At 41.8% G+C, this 25,406-nt stretch carries 20 protein-coding genes and 2 pseudogenes; 9 read left to right on the top strand and 13 right to left on the bottom strand.

The window, feature by feature from the left end:
• Positions 1-867 precede the first annotated feature (867 nt).
• The 11 genes from H6F92_RS09415 to H6F92_RS09365 form a co-directional block, all read right to left on the bottom strand.
• Positions 868-3,267: a BsuBI/PstI family type II restriction endonuclease gene (locus H6F92_RS09415; RefSeq protein ID WP_242030071.1), complete on the bottom strand. Its 2,400-nt coding sequence runs from the start codon at positions 3,265-3,267 to the stop codon at positions 868-870.
• Between the two features lie 398 nt (positions 3,268-3,665).
• On the bottom strand, positions 3,666-4,952 hold the full coding sequence (locus H6F92_RS09410) for a glutamyl-tRNA reductase (RefSeq protein WP_190357647.1): 1,287 nt from the start codon (positions 4,950-4,952) through the stop codon (positions 3,666-3,668).
• 184 nt (positions 4,953-5,136) lie between these two features.
• Positions 5,137-6,174 carry a class II fructose-bisphosphatase gene (gene glpX / locus H6F92_RS09405; protein ID WP_108937198.1) on the bottom strand — a complete coding sequence of 346 codons (1,038 nt, stop codon included), beginning with the start codon at positions 6,172-6,174 and terminating at the stop codon, positions 5,137-5,139.
• 477 nt (positions 6,175-6,651) lie between these two features.
• Positions 6,652-7,401, bottom strand: coding sequence for a DUF2272 domain-containing protein (locus H6F92_RS09400; protein ID WP_190357646.1), 750 nt, complete (start codon positions 7,399-7,401; stop codon positions 6,652-6,654).
• Between the two features lie 43 nt (positions 7,402-7,444).
• A complete protein-coding gene (locus tag H6F92_RS09395; RefSeq protein ID WP_190357645.1) occupies positions 7,445-8,461 on the bottom strand; it encodes an Ig-like domain-containing protein in 1,017 nt (338 codons plus the stop codon).
• Between the two features lie 36 nt (positions 8,462-8,497).
• The gene (locus tag H6F92_RS09390; protein WP_190357644.1) at positions 8,498-10,174 is read right to left on the bottom strand and encodes a DUF4127 family protein; all 1,677 of its coding nucleotides are present in this window, start codon (positions 10,172-10,174) and stop codon (positions 8,498-8,500) included.
• Positions 10,175-10,244: 70 nt separating this feature from the next.
• The gene (locus tag H6F92_RS09385) at positions 10,245-11,300 is read right to left on the bottom strand and encodes a DUF3616 domain-containing protein (RefSeq protein WP_002753633.1); all 1,056 of its coding nucleotides are present in this window, start codon (positions 11,298-11,300) and stop codon (positions 10,245-10,247) included.
• A gap of 91 nt (positions 11,301-11,391) precedes the next feature.
• On the bottom strand, positions 11,392-12,699 hold the full coding sequence (locus H6F92_RS09380) for a leishmanolysin-related zinc metalloendopeptidase (RefSeq protein WP_190357643.1): 1,308 nt from the start codon (positions 12,697-12,699) through the stop codon (positions 11,392-11,394).
• Between the two features lie 252 nt (positions 12,700-12,951).
• The gene (locus H6F92_RS09375) at positions 12,952-15,255 is read right to left on the bottom strand and encodes an SH3 domain-containing protein (protein ID WP_190357642.1); all 2,304 of its coding nucleotides are present in this window, start codon (positions 15,253-15,255) and stop codon (positions 12,952-12,954) included.
• A gap of 65 nt (positions 15,256-15,320) precedes the next feature.
• On the bottom strand, positions 15,321-16,352 hold the full coding sequence (locus H6F92_RS09370) for a hypothetical protein (RefSeq protein ID WP_190357641.1): 1,032 nt from the start codon (positions 16,350-16,352) through the stop codon (positions 15,321-15,323).
• Between the two features lie 41 nt (positions 16,353-16,393).
• The gene (locus H6F92_RS09365) at positions 16,394-17,077 is read right to left on the bottom strand and encodes a hypothetical protein (protein ID WP_190357640.1); all 684 of its coding nucleotides are present in this window, start codon (positions 17,075-17,077) and stop codon (positions 16,394-16,396) included.
• Between the two features lie 607 nt (positions 17,078-17,684).
• Between H6F92_RS09365 and H6F92_RS09360 the strand changes: the two genes are divergently transcribed.
• Complete coding sequence (locus H6F92_RS09360; protein WP_190357639.1) at positions 17,685-18,413, top strand: hypothetical protein; 729 nt, start codon at positions 17,685-17,687, stop codon at positions 18,411-18,413.
• A 209-nt stretch (positions 18,414-18,622) separates the two neighbouring features.
• On the opposite strand, the gene cysK is transcribed toward H6F92_RS09360, so the two are convergent.
• Complete coding sequence (gene cysK / locus H6F92_RS09355; RefSeq protein WP_190357638.1) at positions 18,623-19,582, bottom strand: cysteine synthase A; 960 nt, start codon at positions 19,580-19,582, stop codon at positions 18,623-18,625.
• A gap of 287 nt (positions 19,583-19,869) precedes the next feature.
• Here cysK and H6F92_RS09350 point away from each other — a divergent pair, with 287 nt between their 5' ends.
• From H6F92_RS09350 to H6F92_RS09320, 8 genes and pseudogenes are all read left to right on the top strand, one after another.
• Positions 19,870-20,520: a hypothetical protein gene (locus H6F92_RS09350; protein ID WP_242030070.1), complete on the top strand. Its 651-nt coding sequence runs from the start codon at positions 19,870-19,872 to the stop codon at positions 20,518-20,520.
• A gap of 39 nt (positions 20,521-20,559) precedes the next feature.
• Positions 20,560-20,760 (top strand): hypothetical protein, encoded by a 201-nt coding sequence (locus tag H6F92_RS09345; protein WP_190357649.1) that lies wholly within the window; start codon positions 20,560-20,562, stop codon positions 20,758-20,760.
• Positions 20,757-21,122, top strand: a complete 366-nt coding sequence (locus H6F92_RS09340) for a hypothetical protein (RefSeq protein WP_190357637.1) — start codon at positions 20,757-20,759, stop codon at positions 21,120-21,122. Before H6F92_RS09345 ends, H6F92_RS09340 begins: the two co-directional genes overlap by 4 nt.
• A 15-nt stretch (positions 21,123-21,137) precedes the next feature.
• The gene (locus H6F92_RS09335; protein ID WP_190357636.1) at positions 21,138-21,668 is read left to right on the top strand and encodes an HNH endonuclease; all 531 of its coding nucleotides are present in this window, start codon (positions 21,138-21,140) and stop codon (positions 21,666-21,668) included.
• 494 nt (positions 21,669-22,162) lie between these two features.
• On the top strand, positions 22,163-22,285 hold the full coding sequence (locus tag H6F92_RS26550; RefSeq protein ID WP_002737208.1) for a hypothetical protein: 123 nt from the start codon (positions 22,163-22,165) through the stop codon (positions 22,283-22,285).
• Positions 22,286-22,309: 24 nt separating this feature from the next.
• Complete coding sequence (locus H6F92_RS09330; protein WP_190357635.1) at positions 22,310-23,950, top strand: MBL fold metallo-hydrolase; 1,641 nt, start codon at positions 22,310-22,312, stop codon at positions 23,948-23,950.
• A 166-nt stretch (positions 23,951-24,116) separates the two neighbouring features.
• Positions 24,117-24,467: pseudogene (locus H6F92_RS09325) on the top strand (DUF2887 domain-containing protein).
• 83 nt (positions 24,468-24,550) lie between these two features.
• Positions 24,551-25,096 (top strand): Rpn family recombination-promoting nuclease/putative transposase, encoded by a 546-nt coding sequence (locus tag H6F92_RS09320; RefSeq protein ID WP_416338787.1) that lies wholly within the window; start codon positions 24,551-24,553, stop codon positions 25,094-25,096.
• A gap of 65 nt (positions 25,097-25,161) precedes the next feature.
• Here H6F92_RS09320 and H6F92_RS09315 read toward each other — a convergent pair.
• A pseudogene (locus tag H6F92_RS09315) lies at positions 25,162-25,293 on the bottom strand (PEP-CTERM sorting domain-containing protein); the annotation flags it as partial.
• Between the last annotated feature and the right edge of the window lie 113 nt (positions 25,294-25,406).

Genomic DNA, 25,406 nt, shown 5'->3' with positions numbered 1-25,406 from the left:
AAGCTGTATCCTTAACAAGGGAACAATCAAACTAGGAGCCGTGTGAGGTGAAAGTCTCATGCACGGTTCTGAATGGGAGGGGAGGTCGGTGACGACCTTCTCGACCCCTAATCTCTTGTAAAAATCAAAAATTGTTGTTAGGATTAGGAGTCAGGGGTCAGGAGTCAGGATTCATGGCTCTTGTCGGGTTTGTGTGATAATTTTTGCTTATGGAATCGTGAAGTGCTTATCGGGCAAAACTTTTAGGACTATTTCGCCGAAGAAACTATTCAGTATAGACCTCGTTTTCACACAGAAACCAGAAGAGCCGAGTCGGTCGTCAGTAGTCAGGAGAATTAAGAATGAATAATAATCAATTAAATGGTCTATTTGCAGATTTTATGCAATTTAATCCTTATTTTTGCCGTTTTTGAACCCTCAAAAATTAATTATGCAAGAGGTTTAATGAAACTTAATAGCGCACTGCGGGGTTTAATCACCTCAATATTGGCATAATCACCGCAGAAGGTTTCTAGTATTCCACTCAAAAGGTGCTTTACATTTCATGCTTCGCACCCGACAAGATTGACGTACTGTTAGGCAGTGGCTTCGACATCGCACTCTTAGACTCACAGCTTCAATGAATGAGCATGGTGCGTTCCCAAAAATCTATTGGTGGAGCAGTAGGACTTGCATCAGGGAACGCCCCCTACAGCGATCGCACTGTCGTGTACTGTCACTTATGATTGATTGTTATCAGCTTTGCAAAACAGGATTTAGGATCAAAAATAACCTAGAAGCACTGTCCCAATAGAAAACCTAAGCCACCTAACGGTGAAGTTAGGTGTACTTTCACAACTGATATCTTTAAGAACGCTTTTCTGGGTTCTAATATGGACCTAGGAATCTCTCTCCATTGAAGTGAATCATGTGATCGGGCTGATCAGCTACCCAAACTTCTGTTTCCCAGGAAATTTCAGCAAGATAACGAGTCATTTCCCTACGACTGGGAAAAGCAGTAACAAAGACAAGACCCTTACAGCTTAATTGAAAAAGTTGCCTTAGTTCATTGTGGCGTTTCAAATTCACTGGACCATGACTCGTCACCGCTTCTATAAGGACAAGCCAATCTTGGTATCTATGATAGATAACAAGATCAGGCATTTTCCCGTGAGGATCTAATTCAATCCCCATTTCTCGGAATTTTTGTGTTTCGTTGATTATAAATTTATCACCAGCATCGCCAATATATAGAACTACGCCCCCTGGCGTAAATCTTGGACAAAAGCTTTCTAAGATGTCTTTAATTAAAATATTTTGCCCACCTGATGAAAGCTGAATCGCCCGACCATCGGGTAAGGTTATAGGAATCATGGGCAGATTTCGATTCCTGGCTTGCAACCAATTAGTCACTGAAAGCGCATAATTTCTACGAGCTTCTTCCCACTGCTCAGAGCCATAAACTTGAAGCAGTGATAACGCTTGCCGATCAAGTTGGTAGCACCACCTAGGGCTATTAATTGGTCGGTCTGGTTTGTCTGGATTCTGAACCACCAGTCCCATCTGCACAAATTGATGCATTGTCTGTTTTCGAACAGTTTCGCGTGTGTTTGGTGCATATTGTTTTCCGTAATGATCACGGAAGCAATCCATCATTTCTGTAATTCCGCGTTTTGGTGCAGTAGCTTGGCTCCAGGGTTGATCAGGTTGAATATCTGCTAACGCAAGTAAGCATAGTGCAGACCTTTCATTCTGTTGCTCTCTAGGAGCAGAGATAGCCTTGAGAATTGTAAGTGCTTCTTCGATTCGTTTGTTTGCTTGAACTGCGGCGCTTGCTTCATCCATAATTGATAGAACTTCATGTACAACTTGATCGATTTCTTCTTGGTTTAAGTCATTGTCCCCAACTTGAACTCCTATTTGGATTAAGTCATTTTTACATGGATACTTAACCCTACGAAGGTCGGTAGCATTGACTTGTGTATGTCCACTAAATTGACGAAAGTAGCTATCAAATAAAGTTGAATTAAGAAATGCGGCTAACCCTTTAGCTACATCAGGAGGCATTCCTCTGCCTTTAGCATGATAATAATTAAGATGATTTTCGACACCTAGAGATTTTGAACCAATAGGAGAACACACAGCAGCAACAACACGACGCTTTTCTTCTTTGGACGAAAAACGTTTTGTCAAAACATACCAGCCAGGCTCAATTAACCATTTTTCTGTTTCGTTATTTTTTTCTACCGCAATGGGCTTGCGGGGATTATCAGGAGGAAATACTACTTTCCTGACTTTTACAGATTCTGGATAAAGTAGGGGAACAGTTCTATCACTCAAATGGTTTCTTAAAGACGATTTTAGGCGAAAATCAACAACTGGACCAGTGGAAACTTCTAAGCCTATCTCATCCAATGTACAGGGCATTTTATTCATTTGAACTCTCAAGGAATTGTTGAGATAATTTGTAACAATATGAATAAACTGTTCAGAATCATTCGGCTCAATCACTTCGTCATAGGAAGCATATCTAGATTCTGAAATCTCGTCTAATGCCATCTCAGAATTACTGGTTATTTTTACAGTGCTAGGTTTTTGTTTAGATCTTAGGGCGTGAAAAATCATATTTTCCTGTAATACCTCATCTTCTGAGAAGGTTGCTGATCTACTCTCAAATATATGAATTTTATCTAGTTTCATATATTCTAGGAAGGCTTTTCGGAAAGGGCGAAAATACTTGCCATTGCAAAAACTTCTCGGCGTAATCGCAACCACTTCGCCATCGTCTATAAGTTGTACGATGGCAAGCCAAACAAATGCGCTGTAGAGATTTACAGTATCAATCCCAATACTTGCAAGAACTTTCTTTTCTGCTGATTGGCTGTGAATCTTCTTATAAGGTGGATTCAGAATCGCATGAGTAAAGCCTGGAACTACCTTCTTAAAGAGTGGCAAGTTCATTTCACTACTAGCTTTGATGAAATTCTCCTCCCGCAAGCAATAATCTGCTTGAATTCCTTTTCCGTTCAAAGCGGCACAGCATTCTGTGAGGGTTTGATTTAGCGAGGGGAAGAAGACTGGTTCGACTTCATATGCTGTAATGCTGCAACTACTAACCTGATCGGGATTTGCCAGTAACCGCTCTACTACAGCAGCAGTTAAAGTTCCAATTCCAGCCCCAGCATCTAGAAGGTGAATATGACCAGACAGGTTGTTGAATTGTCCTGCCATGAAACGCGCAACAGTTGCGGGGGTCAAGAACTGACCCAACTGACTACGCTGTTTCAAGTTCAATCTCGAAGAGTAGTAGACTCTGGCTATATCAGCAGAATCAGTAAGGAACGTTGCCATCTGGTCATCTAGTAGCAGTTATGAATCAATACCACAGAACTCCTTCCAGGTACACCTAACTATCAATTATACCGCTGCCTGGGGTCCCACACCCTCCTCTATCCTACTATCCCACTTCCATCAGTTAAACACCCCCTCAATTTGGGCATAATTACCGCAGAAGGCTTTCTAATATTCGACTCGGGTAGATCGCCTTTCTACAGCCAAACGTCTAGTGGTCTGTCAATCTTGAAATTGTGGATAGGGGAATCTTGCCAAATTATTCACCCCCAATCCCTCAAAATCATCTTAACAGACCAATAGAATCGCCCTTAATTTTTGTCAATTGTCGGCCCCTAACTATATTCTTCTCCGACACTGAGATTAAAGAGCATTTGCAGGGATTGTAAACAGCGCTTACGCGCTTCGATATCCTGTTGGGCGCGCAGTTGTACCATGGGTTCGTGAAGGATTTTATTAACGATACCGCGGGTCATTGCTTCGATAACTTCTTGGTGTTTTTCGGCGAATTCCGTCCCCAGACGGGAGAGGGCCTTTTCTAATTCCTGTTCGCGAATATCTTCAATTTTGCTTCTTAAACAGCTAATTGTCGGTACAGTGTCCAAAGAACGCCACCAAAGCTCGAAAGCTTCCACTTCCTGCTCTAGGAGTGCCTCTGCTTCCCTGGCCATCTGACGGCGACTTTCCTGATTGGCGGCAACCACCGCTTTAAGATCATCGACGTTAAAAGCTTGCACTTGTGCCAATTCCTTCACGTCGGTGTGGACGTTGCGGGGAACAGAAATATCGATTAACATCAGCGATTTAGCAGTAATCGTCACTTCTGTCAATAAAGTTTTAGTTAAAATTGGTTCCGTGGCTCCGGTACTGGTAAAGACGATATCCGATGCCGCTACGGTAGTCATCATCTCTTCTAAGCCATATAGTTGCAGCGGTAGGTTAGGAAATTCACGGGCCAACTCCTGGGCCCGTCTTTGGGAGCGATTGACGATCGCAATTTGCTGAGAACCCTTAGCCAGAAGATGAGTAACTAATAATCGGGACATTTTCCCTGCCCCGATAATAGCGATTTTTTTGCTGCTGAGGTCTGTCACCTTAGCATGGGCTAACTCCACCGCTGCCGAACTGATCGATACGGCTCCCGTGCCGATGCTGGTTTCCGTGCGAACGCGTTTACCGGCAGTCATGGCTTGTTTAAACAGGCGATCGAGTAATTGACTAATAGTATTGTACTTTTGAGCTAATTTATGGGTATTTTTAACTTGAGCGAGAATTTGCCCTTCCCCGAGGACAAGACTTTCTAAACCGGCGGATACCCGGAGCAGATGACGGACAGCATCCTGATGCAGTAGGGTAAACAGATAACGACGCAGGACATTAAGGGGAATATGTCCGATTTCAGCGAGAAACTGGGTAATTTCCACCACGCCCTTTTCCGTATCCGTAACCACGGCGTAGATCTCCAAACGGTTACAGGTGCTGATAATCGCCACCTCTTGGATGTGGGGATAACCCTTGAGGTGGGTAAGGGCGGACTCGATTTTCGCTTCCGGGATACTCAATTTTTCGCGAATTTCCACAGGGGCTGTCTTGTGACTCAAGCCCACTACAGCAATATTCATTTATGTTCTCCTACAAATGTTGCTCAGGCTACAAAAATTATTGATAAAGATCAGTGCGTTATGTCTCTAATTGTTGCAATTTAGTCCCCATCGGGATGCAAATAAAAGATGTTTGAAAAAAAACTTTATATATTTTTACCAATGGGGGCGAGGTGAGCCATGCCCACCCCACCCGGTCAGAGAATTATCTCAGTTGAATGTATTTGGGTTGGTCGAACAGGTGAACGGTATCGACAAAGCGAGCGGTTTTCGATTGGGTGGAGATAACCAAGCTTTGGGTACGAGCACCACCATGGAAGAAGCGTACCCCTTCCATCAGGGTGCCGGGGGTGATACCACAGGCGGCAAAGAGAACGGTTTGGCCACTGGCTAATTCTTCGCAACCGTAAACGCGATCGGGATCAGTGATGCCCATTTCTTGCAGACGAGCGATATTACCCTCTCTGCTTTCGCCGATTAAACCGGTTTTGACCACTTCGGGATCATAGATTAATTGTCCCTGGAAGTGACCGCCTAGACAACGCATAGCCGCCGCCGAGATTACCCCTTCCGGAGCGGCACCGATACCCATGAGAGCATGAATATTAGTTCCCGAAAAAGCGCAGGAAATAGCGGCCGATACGTCACCATCGCTGATCAGACGAACTCTGGCCCCGGCGTTGCGGATTTCTTGGATTAATTCCTTGTGACGGGGACGATCCATAACCACTACCACCAGTTCTTCGATCGAACGATTGAGACAATCGGAAAGAACTTTCAGGTTTTCCGTCGCCGATTTATTAATATCCACATGACCTTTAGCTGCCGGGGGAGCGGCTAATTTTTTCATATAAAAATCAGGAGCGGCGAATAATCCACCTTTTTCGGAGATCGCTAACACGGCCATGGAACCATTTTGACCGTAGGCAACCAAGTTAGTGCCTTCGCAGGGATCGACGGCGATATCGATTTCGACTAATTCGTCGGGATTACAATATTGTTTGGCATCAACTTGGGTACAGATACCCACTTCTTCGCCAATATAGAGCATGGGAGCTTCGTCTCTTTCCCCTTCTCCAATAACGATGCGACCGCGCATATGGATTTTATTCATCCGTTCGCGCATCGCTTCCACCGCGACGTGATCGGCGGTATTTTTTTCGCCTTTACCCATCCACTTCGAGGAGGCAATGGCAGCCTGTTCGACCACTTCGATAATTTCTAACCCTAGCGTACTTTCCACTCGATGATCCTCCCTACAGCTGATCTATATTTATCTAGTGAGTTTGTTTCCTTAACAGTCAAAAGTCTATCACCAGACGGGGATCATTCTTAAATTTTTATGCAGATCATCTCGATGAGACCGGCATGGCTAGGGAGTTTTGGCGACTATTATCGCCTAATCTTGGCGATTGGGACTTTTATCGCTGATTTTGTCGTTAATATAGCCCCTGTTATCGTTTTGGTTGGGATCGTTAAAGATAATATTTTCTCCGCTGGCGATCGCATGAAGGGATGTTCTTACCCCTGTATGTTATTGCTAGACAATGGCAGCAGGAATATTTCCCTCAATCCATTGAGCTATCGCTGGGAAATAATAGTCTTATCCAGCGACAATACGTTTAAATTTTGTGGGGTAGGAAAAGCGCAGGATTCTCCCATTTGTATCGCCTTTTCTCCTGAAAGATTTCAAGTTTGCCATCACTTCAAGAGTTGCACCTTATCTGAGATTATTTTTGATAACCACAAACCAAGGTCTGAAATCAGCTTTGGTGACTTTGATGTGTCCCTGAGCGTCTAGAGAAACAATCGTTTTTGCCACACTATCTCCTACATTCCCACCGATGACTTCTAATTGATTGTTATTTTTGGCAACCACAATATCACAATGAGATTCAAAATCTCCTTTATCAATAATCTTCCAATAGGTTAAACCCGCATTTTTTCCTCGCGGCGCACAGATTAGATCGCCAACAGATGGACGAATCCAATCAATGGGATAGCCTCGAAAAGAAGCATGAGGATTGTCCCGATTTCTGACAGCATCAACGATGTAAGTAGCGTGACGGACACTATATTTAAACTGATCACCTGCCCCTGATTGTTTCATAATAAAAGAAATAAAAGCGGCTGACCAAGGATGATTATCCCAACCGCCTCGGGTTTTATCTGCTATTTTAGGTAATCTACAAAAGTCACCTCTAGGGGGTGTTTGTACACTGCGCCAGTAACGATTAACTATGTTACATTGAGCATATTCTAGAGGTCTTTCAGCTGTTCCTGTATCTCTGCGTATTTCAGTATCTGCTTTAGCTCTGACAACAATGGGTGGATTATGAAAATTTTGCCATTCTTTAACAGCGTTTTCAGCCACTTTTTCTTGAAAGTTCTGAGCTTTGGTTGCCACAGGAATGACTAAAAAGCTAATAGTTAATAATCCACCAGCAATTAGAGTATTGAACAGTTTCATAACTCCCTCCTTTCCCTTATTTGAGAGATAGAAAAAAAGATAATTAAAACAATGAACAAAGATTCAATTGATCAACAATCTTCTGAACCTCCTGTAACATAGCATCAGCTTCAGGACGAATTTCCGCTTCTAGGCGGTTAATTGGCCCCCAATGTTTTCGGAGATTTCTTAAGCCAATAGCAGCAAATTCGGCGGCAAAAGCCGGACAAGCTTTCGACAAGCGTTGAAATTCTTTTCCTTTCCCTTCTCCATAGTTTTCCCAGTCTTGAGGAGGACAAGTAACCCCTTCCTTAAAGATTTCGATAAACCCTGATGAATTGGCTAAATACTGCTCGAATAACTGTGGTAATAATGGACTAGCACTGCGGGCATTATAGCTTGTTTGAAATAATCCAGCTTCCGCCGTTTCAGCACTGGTATTGCTGGCTGAACGATCACGTCCTTCACAGTATTTTCCAGAACTTTCCCGCATTCCTAAACCTATCAGCAAGACAAATAAATGTCTGAGGGTATCAACCCCTGCCACGCTATTATTCATCCCTAAATCACGGAATTTCTGAGCGTAGTGTGCTAAGGCATCTTTATCGGAGTTTCCTGTATTAGCTTTCGCCATTTCTTTGGCAAAGGGATTGCCTGCTTTCAGCTGGCAATAAACCTTAGTGTAGATAACTGCCATGCCTTTAATGTAACCTTTGGGGGCAACTCCTCGATCGAGCCAGTGATAACGGGCTATTTGGGAATTAGCGGCAATCTGGATAATTTTATCAAGTCCATCCGTGGCGGAAACAACATTAATATAGATACTGGTTTCTGCCTTTTTTTGATTTCCTTGATCAAAACCGATGGCGGTAATTTTGCGCTCACCGATATTGGTAAATCCTGAATAAGTAATCGACCAAGAACCGTCTGCTTTAACCTGATTATTACCTAGGGAATATTTGTCATCTGCTTTTAGTTCTACAGTGACTATTCCAGGATCGACTTTGCCTGTAAAAGTAACAGGTTTTAGACGTTCAAAGCGAGCATCATTGATGGGACTAATAATTTGTAGGGAAGTCATGGTATTTCTCCTATGAGATTGTTGAAAAATTTACTGTTAGACGAATTGATCACCCAATGAAGGATTAAAAGCGATCGCTTCCAGATCGGTACGATAGATACCAACTTTATGAATTTCCTCTGGTAATCTTGGCCAGATGTGGACTTCACTCTCAAAAGTGCGCCAAAATTGCGGGGTAATTCGGAAGACTCGGTTATTAACAAGGGGAAGTCCTGCAAAATGTTCTTGCATTCTGGCATTAACGTGCCGATTTAAGACCTCAAAGACTTTTTTGACCGTAGCAGGATTATCATATCCGTCGTAATGATTGAAAGTGATTCCTGTTTGATTTTTTAGCTGATTACAGAAGCTTTTAGGTTCTTCGGGTCGTTGAACTTCTTTATAGCCATTAGCAAAAACATCATGAGCAATGGCTTCTAAATAAAGTTGTCTTTGAGCGGCGGGATTTTTAGCGTAGAAAAGAGTTTTTGCCACCGCCAAAGTTGAGCCAACACAATTGCCAAATGTTCCCCAACTACCGAAGGCCAATAAATCATCATAAGGTAACACAGAAGTGGCATTCCAAGCCCCATTAAAAAGTCGGCCATCAATGATAACTAATTTAGTGCGCTGCTCGGAAGAATAGTTCTTATATTGAGCCAGAAATTGCTCATCTAACTGGGCTTGTTCCCTGTCGTCTTTCTGATAATCATTAATACTACCATTTTGACGACGAGTTAGGATAGCGACCTCGAAATCCCAGTCAGTTTCTGATTCTTCTAACCCAACTGCTGGTAATTTTTCAGTCACAAGTTCTCTGGGTGGTCGTCGCCCGTCGTACCACATTTCAGTCTCCTTATTAGAGATGCGGACACGCACTTTAGTTTTGGGAAGGGTTTGAGCGATTCCCATTGATACTAATTCATCTGCTCCCCAAGTAATTGGCTGTTTGAGAGCCGAGAGATTATACTTATCCAGAAGATTGTCTAATCTTGTTCGCATTGTTTCTCGCACATCTTTGGATGAATGTTTTTGAGAATCTCCCATCGCACAAACGACAGCCGAGATTTTTCGATTCATCGACTGTAATAGACGGATAGATTGTTCGAGTCTCCACAACTCTTTGTCGTGTCTTTTTTTTGCCCAATCTGGATAAGGAGTTGGATCCGGTTGAGGAGGACCGACACCAACAAAAGATTGGACGATGACCGCTTTTTCAAATTGAGAAATAGTGGGGAGATAATCTTCGGGATATTGTAGCAATCGTTCTGCAATAATGAACGCTGTATCCTTGACCGGAAGCAGTGTAATCATTTGTCTAACTAAAGAATCTGTTTGTCTTCTCGGACTAAGAACGTAAACAGGACAAATTCTTTCTGAACGGTTGTCTTGTCCATTAGGGGGAATCCCCACTCCATCTCCATCTTGTTCTGTTGGTCGATGATACACCTTAAATTGAGACTGCTTAATGTCTTGTAATATCTTGGCCACAGGGTCATTACTTTTAATTTCGACATGGGGAATATAAGCGAACCATTTCGCTATCTCATTAACAGGGGTTGTTAATTCTAATTCCCAGTGATTATTGTCCGCAGATTTGTAATCATTAATCTCAATTTTATCTCCTGCTGTCAAGGAAAATTTTTGAGTAAGATCAGTAATCTGACTGCTATCTAGGGTAGATTGTTTGATAACAGTATTGACTAGAGCTTTCAGTTTTTGGGTAGTCATCATTGATTCTCCTTTTTTTCAATATCAGAGGATTATCTAAGTCTCAAAACTAGCAAAATTTGAGGACATAACCCTAATTAGGGACAGTAAATTGCATAAACTTGGCAGGTATTGCACACTGATTTCCAGAATCCCCACTATTGCCATCAATCAAAATATAGGCTGTTCCATCAACGATCGCTAATCCTTCTGATGACTGGGGTAATTCTCGAAGGATTTCAGGTTTAAGAATCGTATTGGGTTTGAGATCCTCAGCCGATAGTTTCCAAAAAACGAAATTATCTTGACCATCTTTCGGCCCGCCAGCAATTCCCCAAATCTGGTTATTATCAAAGGTAATTTCTCTGATTCCCCGTCCCCCTAAATCTAGAAGTGTTGCACCATCGAATTGATAGTTATCCAGATTAGCCATTGATAGTAAAACAGCATAATTCTTAGCGTCTAATGTGACAACGGGAGAACGTAAGCCAATCCAAATCTTGAATTTTTCGAGGGATAAAGGCTCAGGAATGGCTACTGCTCCTTCCGCATTAAAAGCATTGGCTTGTTCACACGCCACTTTATCTCCTAATGATTGATTAGCCTTGGTTTCCGCCTCATCAATAGCACGACTCACGGCACTGATAATCTTGTTAGAATTCACATCTAGACCTTGAAAGAGAACTTTAGAATCGATTTGAGGACTTTGGATCAGTTCACCAATAATTTTTAATTGATTTCCCGACAATTGAGCCTGTACAAACCGTTGTCTATTTGCTTTGATCTCACATTTATTGTTACGACTGTGAGAACCGAAGAGAAGAACTTTATTATCATCTAATTTTGCGATCGCTTCAATGTCACTTATTTTTTTCTCTAAGGCTAACTGACTTTGACGAGTTGAGTCTAATTGCTTAGAACTCACAGAATAGAGAAAGAGAGCGTCTTTTTGTTCATTATCTGCTACTAAAAGGCAATTTCCTTCTGATTCTGGACAGGTTACTTTTACGACAGCAGATGGTTCACAGACAGGATATTTTCCCAGTGTTGATACATTGTCAGCCTTAATATGAGCCATCGGGAAAAGCCAACCGAGAAGAAGAGCCAAACTAAGTGCTGATAATAGCTTGAAAAGGTGGGTAATTTTCATAGAAACAGTCCTTAAATTATGAAACACTCGATCGGGGGAAGCTTAATTCAGGAAAATAGTAATAACTCCCCCCATATTTATGTTGACAATTTTAGGTCAATGCGGTGTAAATTTCCTCCGATATTTCGGTATCTTTATAGTATTCAAAGTTAATTTCTTGGACTGTTTCTGTCATGGTGAATAGAACATCTTCAATCTCACGAATCAAGGTTTCTAAATTCGTCTTTTGTGTTAATTCCTCAGCAATAACATGACCGAGAAGTGCCATGACTTTAATCGTCACAGGTAAGACATATTCATAGGTATCTTTGAATCCCGTCATTAATTCCCGATCAAATCGTTCTTCATCCCAGTGAGAATAAATAGTTCCAGGACCATAATCGGTTTCAACAAACATATATTGCAGGTCAGGAATCTTCTTGATTGATTCGGGTTTAAAAGCACCCGTATTTTGATGAAATAAATTCATCCATTGATCCCAACCAAATCCCAATGTATGTCCAATTTCGTGAATAATTGTGCCAGCAATACCATAATTAGTAAACGTTCCAAGATACTTAGTATTAAACTCAATCTTGCCATAGACGGTATTGCCTTGTTGATAAGGTTTATAGGCTCTAGCAATCACAGAACCAGGACTATAAAATGTTCCTAGTCGGATCACAATATTAGACTGAGGAATGACAAAACGATTCCAAAAGTTACAGGCTAATTTAGCGGTTGCTTTCAGCTTCCCATTGTCATCGTTTAAGATTTGGTAAGTAATCACCGTGCTTCGGTTAATATTTGGGCGAATGATATTGACATGAGGACTATAAGCAAACCAGATGACTGAACCATTGACAGGGGAAGATAAAAGCAATTTCCAATGATTATGATCCACCCTGTCATACTGTTGAATCTCAAGTTTCGATCCAGCTAATAAAGTAAATTTTTGTCTTGGATCGGTTATCTGTGTACTATCAATGGGGTATTTTTTAATGACAGTATTTACCAATGCTTCGATAGCTTGAGTCGTCATAAACTTTTCTTCTCCATTGCCAATAAAATCATTTGAGCGCACAATAGTATAAGGTTTATCGGGATAAAAATTGTGGTCTTTATCCATCTCTCCCCGCACATAAGGAGCAAGGGGTGCAACAGCTTCTATGTCACGATGAAAGGTCAGAGTTTCTAATTCAACCCATCCACAATTGCTATTTACTCCTTCAGGTTTAGAGATAGCTGTACCAAGAATTTCAGAGACGGGAAAAAAAGGTTTTTCTCCACCGATTATTCCTTTGATATAAGCTCCTTTAGGGATGCGTGCTACCATGTCTCCATGAAGGCTTAAATCATCGAGTTCTAGCCATCCCGGTATGCCTTGATTGGGATTGAGTTCTTCAGGGACTGATATCATAATTAAGTCCTCAAATAAGTGATCATAATTATTAAAACTAGGAGGCATTAGACTGATTTTGTCCTACCCAACAAAAAGTTTAAGTTTCCTTGAATTCTGCGTATTCTTAAAAGACAAAATGAATATCTTGATTGCCTTGACTTTTATCTGGCTATTTCAGCCAATAGTTCCGCTATTTTTGGTAATCAAGTTAAGTCAATACAGATAATATTTTATCTGTGATTGCTTAACTTGACGTGAATGGACAAGGAATTAAGCAATTGAACACCAGCGAACAATGGTATAACCAATAACACCAGGATCACCGTTGCTGTTTAAATCATTCCAAAATCTGGTGTATTCATTAGGAGGCATAGTCTGACATCCAGCACTGAAAGGATTCGTTTCTCCACCTTGATGAAATAACATCGTTGTTCCAGCAGAAGCACGAGGTTCATTAGGTTGAAATAGGCCATCGTGACTGGTATCTCGTTCCGCCATGGCTGATGCGGTAGGACACAATACTTTACCCAAGGTGGCACTTGTTCCTGTTTTATATTTGTAATATCCTTCGGGTAAACGTCCTAAATCCAGTCGTCCATCACCATTTGCATCAACCCCCATTCTGTTGCGATCAGCCAATGGATTATTACTATCTTCATACTGAGATGAGGGTTCCGTGTTAGAGGCGTATTTACGAGCGTGTTTCCCCGCGCCATCTGTCCAGATCATGTAAGTAATATCATCGTAACAACCATGCCAATCATTGACTTTTGTACTGGTTTCCTTCCGGAAAGAGATTAAGTTGCGTTTACGCAATGTTCCGCCATTATGGGTGATAATCTCGGCACAATAATCGTATTGCTCACTTTCCGATAGATTAGAAGCAGGAGGGTTGATTCCCGAACCCATCAGGCGATCAGAGGTTAAACTTTCTAGAACCCAACCGGAACAAGGTGAACTAATACGAAGCCATCTCGCACCTTGACTATCCAAACCAGCATCTACGACAGTTAAAGCCGTGTTATTGTCTAATTGACCCACTTTTTCATAGGTAGTTCCAGGTCCAGAGCGCACATTTAAGGGAGGATTGGCATCAGCGGCAAAGACTCGATGCAGCGAGGAAGTTAAAGAAGTAAAGACATAACCTTCCACAGGTTTATCGATGCGAAGCCAATTGTCATCCGTCCCTATCACGTTTAAGGGTGTGCCATTAGTCAGTTCTGTCACCACTGAAAAGTTTGTTCCTGCTCCTGAACGGACTTTTAAGGGCGGATTTGGGTCATTGACAAACACGCAATAGGAAGATTTTGTCAAGTCACGATGAACATAACCTTCAATCGGTTTACTGATTTTGAGCCAATTTCCCTCTTCACCTACAACCGTTAATCGTGTCCCGTTATCTAAACGCCCCACAGGATCATAATTACTTCCTGCACCTTTCCGCACATTTAAAGGCGGATTGGCATCACAGACAAAAACGAATTTTTCTGGCTGAGGTGGATTAACGATGGGTGGTTGACTTCCTAAATATTCCTTAACCCCTGCACAAATTTTCTCAACAATTTGCTGATAACCGCCATCCCTCAACCAAGTTGCATCCGCATCATTGTCAATAAAGCAACTTTCAAACAAGATGGTGGGCATGGTACAAGCATGGGTACAATTCCAGACACGACTATACCAGTCATGGGCAAAGGGCGTTCCAGCGTATTCATAACCCCGTGCTTGTAAAGGCAGTCCTCGGAAGTGTTTATCCATGATTTTGATAAATTTCTCAAATTCTGGACTCCGATTCACATAGAATAACCACCAACCTTTTGCCTGTCGGTTACAAGCATTATGATGCAGACACAAACAAACATTTGCACCACTGTCATTAGCTCGTTGTTGCAAGGTGGAAAGGGAAGCTAATTCATTTTCTTGACGACAGATAATCACTTGATAATTGCCCTCCGCTTCTAAACGGGCCTTAACTTCAACTGCTTCTTTCCAGTTGTAGTCTTTTTCCCGTAAATTTAGCGTATGGTTGACTGCCCCTGAATCTGTCCCTCCATGTCCTGGCATAATAGCAACTTTGAAAATCCGTGATGGAGGAGGTTGTTCTCCACCATATTCATCTAGTAAGCTTTGAGCTTCAGGGAAAACATTTTTGACCTTACTGACATAGTTTGGGTCGGTGGCATAGCCTTTTTCCCAAATATATTGTAAATAGCCTTCGGGATCATTATCATAGGCCTCCCATCCCTGATAGGGGGAGTTCGGACGACCGATAAACCGCCAATATCCCATTGCAGCCTGTTCTGCGGTTTTCCAATGACACCAATAACAACCATTGGGTTCGCTAGGGGTAACTAACCAAATTTGATGGGTGATTTTTTCGGTGTAATTGTCGTCAATTTTATCTCGCCATTTGAGTCCACCGGGGTTTCCCGCTTCTTGAAAAAGTTTACTCGTACCTCGTGCAGATTCAACGATTGCTTGTGCTAATTGAACAACCCGTAATTTGCGATACCGAGTGGGAATTTGTTCGGTGGTAGCAACGGCACGCACATAATCAGTCCATGAGAACATCATAATCATTTCCTCCTATTATTAAACAGTTTCCAAATACTAAAAGTTAGGGAATGCCAATTAATTGATTACTGCTCAAAATTCTTGAGATTTTCCTTTAAGTAAGCCAAGAGAATCTCTAGACGTTTTGCTTCCGCTTCAGTGAGGTGATCGCCCTTTTGTTTTAACTCAAAATACCGCTTAGTAGAACTAGCTAAACGAATAGTTTTACCCAATTCTTCTAAGGCATTGAAGTAGGGAATCACGGTATTAGAAGGGGTTAAAGGATAGTTAGTAGTTCTGTGGTAAGCTTCCAATACTTCAGTAGCTAAGTTTTTCTCGATTTGGCTGGGGGCTAAAGTAATCCCTTTTTTGATGTTAACTACAATATAAGGACTCACGGGTTTATTATTAGTTGAAGTCACAATCCCATTCGATCCCATTTTCAAGGTTTCTATCTCAACGGGTTCAAAGAAAAAGGCATAAGCTCCTGTTTGTAAGGGAGCTTCTCCAATCACAGGTCTTTGCTCAACGTTAGCAGGATAAAGACCAAAAGTTGATGTTTTTACTTGGGGTTGAAATCTAGCTTCAACAACAGTTGCTAGAATATTATTAATGCCCTGTAAGGCTGTACTTCCCACTGTTGTATAAGGTATTAAACTAGGAAAAGCCGCCCCTACAGTTCCCACAACTTGCTGCAATGACTTGGTAACTTGTTCTAAGGTAGAACGTCCTAATCCTTGACAAAAACTACTAAACGATAAATACAATCGCTGAGATTTTTCATCTTTTTGAAAGTCTTCAATGACAGCAACATTTTCAGCCCAAATGTCTGTTACATCTAAAGTCATTCCAGAAATGTGATTAAGATAGTGAACCTTTAAAATAGGGGTTTCTTGATCTCCTAATCCTATCTGACTGACAAGAGCGAAATAGTTATTATCCCACTGTCCTGCTAAATAATCACCTTTGTATTTAGTGTATAGTTGCAGTGAAATTGTATTGATCGAGATAGTAAAATCCTCCGCAGGAGCAATTAAAGCATCATTGTCCTTGATATAGGGATCAAGTAATTTTCCTGGTTCGTGAAGAGGAACTCTAGCAATAGTTGTCGTGGTCATTTGATATTCTCCTGATAGCATCAATAATGCAGGTAATACATCTAAGCAATTACTGTTGTCCCGGTGATTAAATCTTTAAACTTTGCCGCAACCTGATTTTCCCACGCCTGAAAAATCAGATCATCTTCAAATAATTTTTGAGGATTAATGGTAGAATTAGGATTGATCAGAACTCCGATATCTCGGTATTCAGGTTGCTCATCTAAAGCGTAAGCTGCTAACTCACTACAAATCCATTTATCAGGACAGTTGAGAGCTTCAGACAGTAATTTTTTGATTTTTTGCCGTGATAAAAGATTGAGTATCTGACCGGGTAAACTTCCAGAAAAGGCATGAGCTAGGATTAGTTTATAGTCATATTTTTTACCTACTTCTGGTTTGAGAATCTCAACAATACGCTCTGCAATCTCATCAGTTAAATCTTTGGGTTTGCGGAAGAAAATTTGGCAATTAGAAGGTTCAAAATAGGGTTGTAGAGGATTTTCTTCTACCATATTCGTGCCAGCATTCGCTTCAATACAGGTATTTTCCCCCGTGACGATGAGAGCGTGAGTAGCATAAATATTGCTCATTTTATCCCACTTAGTAAAATAAGCAATTCCTCGACCGACTGGATGTGTTCCGTCATAGGTAAAACCGATGTAACCCTTGTTATAGTTAACTCCGTAAACAGGGTTCAAGGTGACGATTTCAAGTTCGGCTTTTTGTTGTAGTTGAGTAGTCATTTTTTTGCCTCTCAGAACGTAACAAAGGACGTTTCAACTCTGTTCGGAAATGATATATAGCGTTTCTGATTCACAAGAGGTACATTCACGATTGTGAACAGCTTAATCAGCAAAGGTTTAAGTGTGCCGCACAGATGCGAGAACCGCTATAGATGAGTTAGATAGCTGGCGTGACTAGGTAAAATTATGTGCGGTATTTATACTTACTACTCTAGATCGTCTATCAGAGCTTGCTGCCCTAAAGACGGTAAATTAATATATTTCTTTAGGTTTCTGTATATAAGTTTACAGAATATTGTTGAGCTATTTATTAATAAAAAAAGTTGAGTTTGATTGCAAACCATCTTAAGTAGTCGTGCAAAATTAATTTCCTAGTGAAGATAGGCAAGAGGCAAGAGGCAAGAGCGGGGTTAGATGTGTGTAATTAATTTTGCTTAGGTACTTAACACTTTAGCTCGCCAATCTGAACTTTAGCCGATTCTCGATCGCAATTTTAGCCCACCCTAGCACTGCGCTCTTTTCCCACGAGGATTTTTACCAAGAAAAATGATCTGTCTGCCTGAGAACAGGCTATAGTGATCATCAAACCCTCAGTGAAAAACTTCCCGTGTCTTCAGTATTCCGCCTTCCTCGCTATTTTTCTCCCGCTCTGCAGCGTCGAGTCATCAAAACTCTCGCAGCAAAAAAAACCCGTCAATTCTTGACATGGGCGGCAGCTTGTGCTAGTTTTTTGATCCTCTGGGCGTGGAATTGGCAGTTAGTTTTGGCCACTTTAACCGGAGTGGGGGCGATGATTGGAGTTTACCATCTCCAGGGTCAAAACTGGCCATCGCTGTGGCTGTGGGGGCGTGCTTTTTTCAGTGCCGATAGCGGTAAGTTAACTTTAGCGGTAGTCTGTGGCGGTTTGGGCAGTTTAGCCACCTATCTCGCTGTCGCCATTTGGACCTATGCCGAAAATCGCTGGTTGGCCCTGGCCTCAATTTTGCAAGGAATTGGCACGGTTTTGACTTTAATCCTGCTAGGATGGCATTTTCTCGACCATCGCGGTCAAAATGAGTCCAAAAACTTTGATCGCTGGTTAGAAAAATTAACCGTCAATGATCCCTTAATGCGCTTAATGGCAGTCCGACGTTTAAGTGAAATGCAACTTTCCCCCAGTCGTCGAGAACAATGCCAAGAATACTTCCGTTATCTTCTCTCGCGAGAAACCGATGCACAAGTGCGATCGGCTTTATTGGATAATTTTGCCGGCAAAGAAGCAATCAAACCGCAACCTTTACAAATACCCCTACAGGTGAGAAAATCCAGCCTCAAATCAGTGAACAGTAAACAGTAATCAGTGAACTGAAAACTCACATCTGATAATAAATCCGTTAAGTATAGGCTACTTATGAGGAGAGGCAAAAGGGAGAATAAATAATCAGTTTTTAATAACTGGATTTAGTATGATAACTGATAACTGAATCCTACCCCACCAAGAAGATAACTGCTATAGTTAAAGCTAAGGCTAAATGTTGACCGCTAGAGGCTGAAGACGATATTTTTTTACACCAAAGTTAACTCGCGCTCCTCGATATTTTGGAACATCAGTGTACTCAGATAACGTTCCCCGAAACTAGGCTGAATCACCACAATTAATTTACCCTCATTTTCCGGTCGTTGGGCTAGTTGAATCGCCGCGCAAAGATTGGCACCGGAAGAAATCCCCGAAAGCAACCCTTCCTCTTTTGCCAGACGACGACCAAATTGAAAAGCTTCCTCATCACTGACAGTAATTACCTCATCAATCAGATCTGTGCGTAAAACTTCCGGAATAAAACCCGCACCGATACCTTGAATTTTATGGGGACCGGGATTACCACCAGAAATCACCGGACTATTGAAAGGTTCCACCGCGACTACTTGAAAACTAGGTTTACGAGATTTAATCACTTCAGCGACTCCCGTAATCGTGCCTCCAGTACCCACACCCGCAACAATAAAATCTACCTGTCCCTCCGTATCTTGCCAAATTTCCTCAGCAGTGGTGAGACGGTGAATTTCCGGGTTAGAAGGGTTGCGAAATTGTTGCAACATATAAGCGCCGGGGATACTATCGACGATTTCCTGAGCGCGTAAAATTGCCCCTTTCATGCCTTGGGAGCCGGGGGTAAGTTCTAGGGTAGCACCGTAGGCTTTTAACATCGCCCGGCGCTCTAAACTCATCGTTTCCGGCATAGTTAAAATTAAGCGATAACCCTTAGCTGCCGCAGTCATCGCTAGAGCAATTCCCGTATTGCCAGAAGTGGGTTCCACTAAAACCGTGGTTTCTGGATTGATTAAACCCGCTTTTTCGGCGCTATTAATCATGTGAGTGCCAATGCGGTCTTTGACGGAAGCAGCGGGATTCATCCCTTCTAATTTCATCACAATTCGGCCAAGACAGCCCTCCGCTTGGGGAATCCGATTCAATTGTACTAAAGGTGTGCGGCCAACCAATTCGGTGACATCGTGAGCGATACGCATGATATTTTCTCTGTCTGGGTGATTCGTGTGCTTAGTTATAGCGGTAAGCTCTCAGCTTTAGCGTTTGAGAATTTCCTCACTAGCCAAGGAGGCGCTATATAGCTCACTTATAGCAAAGGCCAGCCCTAGATCGGCAAAATTTCCATTTTCTTTTGTTTCTTTAGTCAGTCCGAGTTAATTCCCAGAGACAGGCAAAACTACCATGACCGATAAGATTGCTTTTTTCCAAAAGCTTATACTTGTACTAAAATAACTATGGATAGTTTACTAAAGTCAGAATTACGGTCATGACCATTAAATCTAATCTAGCCCTATTGAAAGAACAACATATAGAAATTAAGGGCTATTTGAGCGATAGGTTAAAAGCACGTCATCTAGAATGGATTGTAGAACATCTTGATGATCCTGTAGCGGCGGAATTGTTCCAGATTATTATACAAGAACGCAATGAGAGAGCCAAAGTTAATTCAAATCAGTCCTTGCAAATATCCAGACACGAGGGCAAAATTGAACAGTTAGGAAAAAGTAATCAGAATTTATCCAACGAGAATGTTGAGCTTAAACAAGAAGTCAGTTACTGGCAAGAAAAAGTTAATGAGTTGCTACGCAAGTTAGAGCAGTTACGTCAAGATTTATTAGACTTTGATCAATCTGAGATTTATCGTTTAGGTCAATGGTTAAAGGCTAGTCTATCTAAAACTGGCCAAGAACGTCAACAGGCTTTACTGGAAAAGGAATTAGTTCATAAAGACAGTTATAATCTAGCGGTGAGCGATCTAAAAAATATTATTCAGGAACAACAGGATGGGATTACACAAATAAAAGATCGGTTTTTCGGTTTGTCTTATGCAATGGACGGGGTTATAAGGAATGAAACCTTTATAGAGACAGACATTGCCGCAATTTTTGTCAATTGTTTGCGATCTGGAGCGAACTAATCAATTAAATCCCTTGCCAGATAAGGATTGAGTCGATTTATGCCCCCGTATCGAACCATACCAAGTCCCGAAGAGCCAAAAGATCGAGCCATCTCTACAGTTGAATCTCTGGAAAAAACTAATGATAAACTACGAAGACAACTGGGGGATATTAAAAAATATATTATTAATAACTATGGCGATAAAAAGTGGCAAGAAATCACTCGTTACTTTGCAGATGAACAGGAACTGAAGCAATGAATTTACTACTAGAAGAAATGAGCTATCGCCAATGGCAAAAAAGAAATAGTGAAGTATTTCATGGCCTTTCCCTAGAGCAACAAAGACAAGCGAGAAAAAAGGGCTATTATAATAGCGGCTGGGGAAAGGTTAAAAGCTCTTGGGAGCTTCTTCAGGATTTTAAAAATAATACTTATAAAGTTGTCAGTTTATTTGAGCATGAATTAAATAAAGGAAATCTCGCCAAAGCCATTGATTTAGCCATTATTGAGTCTGAAAAAGCCCAAAAAATGTCTGAAGAAGGAAAAAAAGAGTTAGAAAAAGTCTCGAAAAATTTGCATAAAATAGCAGATAAAGCTTTGGATAAATATCCTTTGTTATGATTATTATGTACTGCCATGACTAAAATATCAAAATCAAAGTTGTCTCAATTATATAGCTCCGATGAAATTGCAGAAATCTGGAATGCTAATCAACATCTAGCAGTTATCGAACATCCCCAAAAAGGATTAATTAGCCCGAATCAATATCGAACAATGGCCAAAGAAAAACCCTGTCCTTTTTGTGGTAAAAAGATGAAACATGGCGAAGAATTTAAAACTTCTTCTCAGTCAGAAGCTATCAAGAGGGGTTACGAATATAATAATTATCAAGGGGAAAAAGTTATTAATCAAATTAATCGGATATTTTTTCACCCCAATTATGTCACCATCGATCATATAATTAATAAAGTCCGCTGTCCCGAAAAAATGTTTGATTTTGACAATTTACAACTGGTATGCTGGCAGTGTAACCAAGCAAAAAGTGATGATAATGCCTATGAACTTCGTCACACTTATGAGTATTTATCTAGTCTAGTCGATCAAACAGCAATTCGTTATCCTCTTCTTGAAAAGACCAATGACTTAGCCAAGTTTAACAAACTTTAATTTTAATCAACCTTAATTAAGTTTATAATCTGATTAAATAGCCTTCAACTCTAATCGAAAACTCCTAGTAAAATTTCACTATAATTGAGTTGAGCTAATCTGAGTCAAAATGAATAACTTGTTTGCTTTTGCCTCATGTCTAATACTAAATCCAGTTATTAAAGAGTGATTATTTATTCCCCCTTTTGCCTATTGCCTGTCTTGATATGTAGCATATACTCAACGGATTTAGTATCATTACGTCGCACTTGAGAAAAGGAGCATTTAAAGTCAGGCTAAATTTTTATGAAATTTTCTTGACTATTATGACAAAAAATGCTATTTTTTTCAACAATTATCAGTAGTTTTTGATGAAATCATCACAAATTACTGGCAAGTTTAATTATTAAAAGAGGTTGAGCGCCCAGGGACAAATCCGAAACCTAGCTGCTAACAACCGAAAAAGTTGGGTTAGTATGAGGGGAGATTACCCTCTGAGGAGTTGCACTAATTATATGGACATCAAATTAATCTTGTTGGCACTAACGGCTGTATTCACCGTCTCTTGTCTCTTTTTCGGCACTCGCAACGGTTTTTATGATAGTGATAACTACGATGGCAACGGTTCCGCTCACTAACCAGTCATCATAATCAGGGTTGCCATGGTTCAACGCTCTACTGCTGTCTGGGGGTCGAAATCCCTTTTATCCTGTTTACCTTTTGGTGTCGGTCACACATCGGAAGGGGTTTGTCTCCTACTGACAATCGGTCCCTATCGCCTACTTTTAGATTGCGGTTTGGCCGATATGCAACCCCTGACCCAAAATAAAAAACCCCCCGTGGATCTGGTGTTCTGTAGTCATGCCCACAGCGATCACATCCGTGGGTTAATGGCTCTCCATCAGACCTATCCCCAATTGCCAGTTTATGCCAGTGAGGTGACAGTACAACTGCTGCCCCTACAATGGCCCGATTCTGTCGAGGAAATCGGCAGTTTCTGTCAGGGTTGGCCATGGCGATCGCCGATCGCTCTCTTTGATGATCTCACCGTCGAGATTTTTCCGGCTGGCCACCTACCTGGGGCCGCCGTGGTTCTCTTCACCTACAAAACCCCCAAACGCACCTATAAGGTCCTCTATACCGGCGATTTTTCCCTGTCTAATTTTCAACTGGTGGAAGGATTATCGATCGATCTGCTGCGGGGAATATCCCCCGATGTGCTGATTATTGAAGGCAGTTACGGCACAGAACGCCATCCCCACCGACGACAGCAGGAAAAACAGTTGATGAATCGCATCTATCATGCGATCGCTGAGGGGCAAAATGTCCTACTACCCGTCCCCGCTTTGGGATTGGGTCAAGAAATTTTAAAATTACTGCGATCGCACCACCAATTCACGGGCCGCGACATTGATATCTGGGTTGGAGGCAAGATCGCTAAAGCTTGCGATGCCTATCTAGAAATTTTACCACAATTTCCCGCATCTGTCCAGAATTTTGCCAAACATCAGCCCTTATTTTGGGATGAGCGCATCTGTCCCCGGTTGCGAAGGTTGCCAGAAAAACCGACACCTCTAGGGGGAACCACTCCGATAATTTTACTAATTGATCGCCTAGAGGAGGTGAGTAAATATCTGCAAGGGGATAAACCTTGGTTAATGTTAGTTCCCCAACACCTGCACGATATCAACCTGGAGAATCCCCGATTAAAAGCGGCACAGCGTTCGGGATTAATTAGCCAAGAAACCTATCTACTGGCCGAACATAGCGATAGTCGCAACACCACCCAACTGATCCATAACCTGCGACCACAGCATATCATGTTCGTCCATGGCTCGCCCCTATATCTAGCGGATTTGACCAGTTTAGAAGAATTACAAAGCCGTTATCAACTCCATTCTCCGGCCGTGGGAACCCTGGTGGAATTGCCTATCGGCGATCGCTTTCTGCAACCGACACCCCCGGCCCCCAGTCACTATGAGGGAGAATTAAATGAATCGGATTCGATCGTCACTATCACTTTACCAGAGCCGATCACCCGGGATCCCCGGTGGAGTAATTTCGCCGATACGGGACTGGTGGAAGCGCGCTGGCAAGGGGAAGAATTATTATTGCGGGGAGTCTCCCAACGGGAGTTATTAAGCGAGAGTCCCAATCGCATCACCAAAGCTTTAGAGGAGATGGATTGCTGTCGTGTCTGTGTCCACTACAAAAGTCAGCGCTGTTGGAATCCCGCTTCTCCCCTCTACGGTTTTAAAGTGGTTCCCGAAGGCTATTGTCCCGTTTTTGAGGCCAATATATGATTAGGGTCTGCTGAAAAACTTTGGGGGTTAGGAGTCGGTCGTTAGGAGTCAGTATTCTCGGACTTCCTCCATACAGAAATACTAAAAAATTAAATTTTAACTCAGGCTCTGTAAGACTTTTAGCCATAGCTAGTATATTACTAGGGGGAAGTTCAGAAATAAAAGCATGAAAACTGACACGATTTTTTATCAACTCTTTCAATCATTCCCCTCTATCTTCTTTGAATTAATTCAACTCCCTATCAGCGAAGCCAAGGCATGAGTAGAAAACGGGTTTCTCGGAGAAACCCGTTTTCTGTGCGTTACTCAACGGATTTAGTATGAGGTGCAATTTCAAGAAGATGAGGCTTTTTATCAGCGCTTTTTCACCGAAATATTTTTATATCTCAGTAAAACTGACTTAACCAATGATTGGCGGGGTGTGATTGTCTATTGGGACTTAGGCATTTTCGGGCAGCAAAAAAGGCTCAAACCATTACGGGACAAAGGGTTAACCTCAATTTATGATTTTCCTTGATCTATCTGGGTTTCAGCGATTTTGGGCTTCTCGAAGTAAATCCCAAGCGGGGATTGGAGTTGAGGCTTTTATCGATTTGTTTTTTGTCTAAGTCCCACTATCCTAACCCTCAAGTAGAAACCGATAAAGTTCAACGCTATCGGGAACTTCTCAACTGCGAGCGAGTGAGACGGATTTATCTGAATGAATTAGAAAACACTCCTCAAACTTCCATTGGTTTAGCCACAGTCCAATTAATCACCCTATCTAAAGCAAAAGCGATTGATAGCACCCGAAAATTAATCCAAAGAGTGCGGGAAGAATTAACCCCCGACCAAAAACCCCAAGAACTCTTACAATTAATAGAGACGATTCTCGTTTATAAGTTACCACTTCTCAATCGTCGGGAGATAGAAACTATGTTTAGTTTAGATGAATTAAAACAAACTCAGTATTTTCAAGATGTGCGCGAGGAAGCGCGTCAGGAAGGTCGTCAGGAAGGTCGTGAGGAAGGTCGCGAGCAAGGCAGACTAAACAAAGCATTAGAGGCGGTCCCTCGTTTGTTAGCCTTAGGGTTAAGCGTTGAGCAAGTCGCATCCGCCTTAGAATTAGAGGTTAAACAGGTTAGAGCTATACAAAAAGGGAGATAACACTATACCGCCCCCCTAACCAAAAAGGAAGGCTTTTAAACCTTCCTTACAGCAGAATTGGTCATTTATTGCCGTTTGCGAGCCAATACACCCAGAGAACCCACCGCTAATAAGCCTAAAAGGGTGCCTGGTTCCGGGGTTGTCTGTGTCTGGGCAGGTTGAATGGTCCAGTTAGCAGCAACGATATTACCTGATACCAGAAACGTTGAATCCTGTAATAAAACTTTACATTGACAAGCATAATACCCCTATAACATCAAATTTTAAATTGAATAGACAATCCTCCGGAACCAGTGTACATAGCTAATAT

It is taken from the genome of Microcystis wesenbergii FACHB-1317 (assembly GCF_014696875.1).
Taxonomy (GTDB): domain Bacteria; phylum Cyanobacteriota; class Cyanobacteriia; order Cyanobacteriales; family Microcystaceae; genus Microcystis; species Microcystis wesenbergii_A.
This window is presented reverse-complemented; position numbering and strand designations above follow the sequence as displayed.

Coding starts and splice junctions, on each gene's coding strand:
- H6F92_RS09345 (WP_190357649.1), top strand. CDS start 20,560: ATGCCCCCGTATCGAACCATACCAAGTCCCGAAGAGCCAAAAGATCGA.
- H6F92_RS09330 (WP_190357635.1), top strand. CDS start 22,310: ATGGTTCAACGCTCTACTGCTGTCTGGGGGTCGAAATCCCTTTTATCC.
- H6F92_RS09410 (WP_190357647.1), bottom strand. CDS start 4,952: ATGAATATTGCTGTAGTGGGCTTGAGTCACAAGACAGCCCCTGTGGAA.
- H6F92_RS26550 (WP_002737208.1), top strand. CDS start 22,163: ATGGACATCAAATTAATCTTGTTGGCACTAACGGCTGTATTCACCGTC.
- H6F92_RS09365 (WP_190357640.1), bottom strand. CDS start 17,077: ATGACTACTCAACTACAACAAAAAGCCGAACTTGAAATCGTCACCTTG.
- H6F92_RS09375 (WP_190357642.1), bottom strand. CDS start 15,255: ATGATGTTCTCATGGACTGATTATGTGCGTGCCGTTGCTACCACCGAA.
- H6F92_RS09395 (WP_190357645.1), bottom strand. CDS start 8,461: ATGACTTCCCTACAAATTATTAGTCCCATCAATGATGCTCGCTTTGAA.
- H6F92_RS09370 (WP_190357641.1), bottom strand. CDS start 16,352: ATGACCACGACAACTATTGCTAGAGTTCCTCTTCACGAACCAGGAAAA.
- cysK (WP_190357638.1), bottom strand. CDS start 19,582: ATGCGTATCGCTCACGATGTCACCGAATTGGTTGGCCGCACACCTTTA.
- H6F92_RS09390 (WP_190357644.1), bottom strand. CDS start 10,174: ATGATGACTACCCAAAAACTGAAAGCTCTAGTCAATACTGTTATCAAA.
- H6F92_RS09380 (WP_190357643.1), bottom strand. CDS start 12,699: ATGATATCAGTCCCTGAAGAACTCAATCCCAATCAAGGCATACCGGGA.
- H6F92_RS09385 (WP_002753633.1), bottom strand. CDS start 11,300: ATGAAAATTACCCACCTTTTCAAGCTATTATCAGCACTTAGTTTGGCT.
- H6F92_RS09350 (WP_242030070.1), top strand. CDS start 19,870: ATGACCATTAAATCTAATCTAGCCCTATTGAAAGAACAACATATAGAA.
- H6F92_RS09340 (WP_190357637.1), top strand. CDS start 20,757: ATGAATTTACTACTAGAAGAAATGAGCTATCGCCAATGGCAAAAAAGA.
- H6F92_RS09400 (WP_190357646.1), bottom strand. CDS start 7,401: ATGAAACTGTTCAATACTCTAATTGCTGGTGGATTATTAACTATTAGC.
- H6F92_RS09335 (WP_190357636.1), top strand. CDS start 21,138: ATGACTAAAATATCAAAATCAAAGTTGTCTCAATTATATAGCTCCGAT.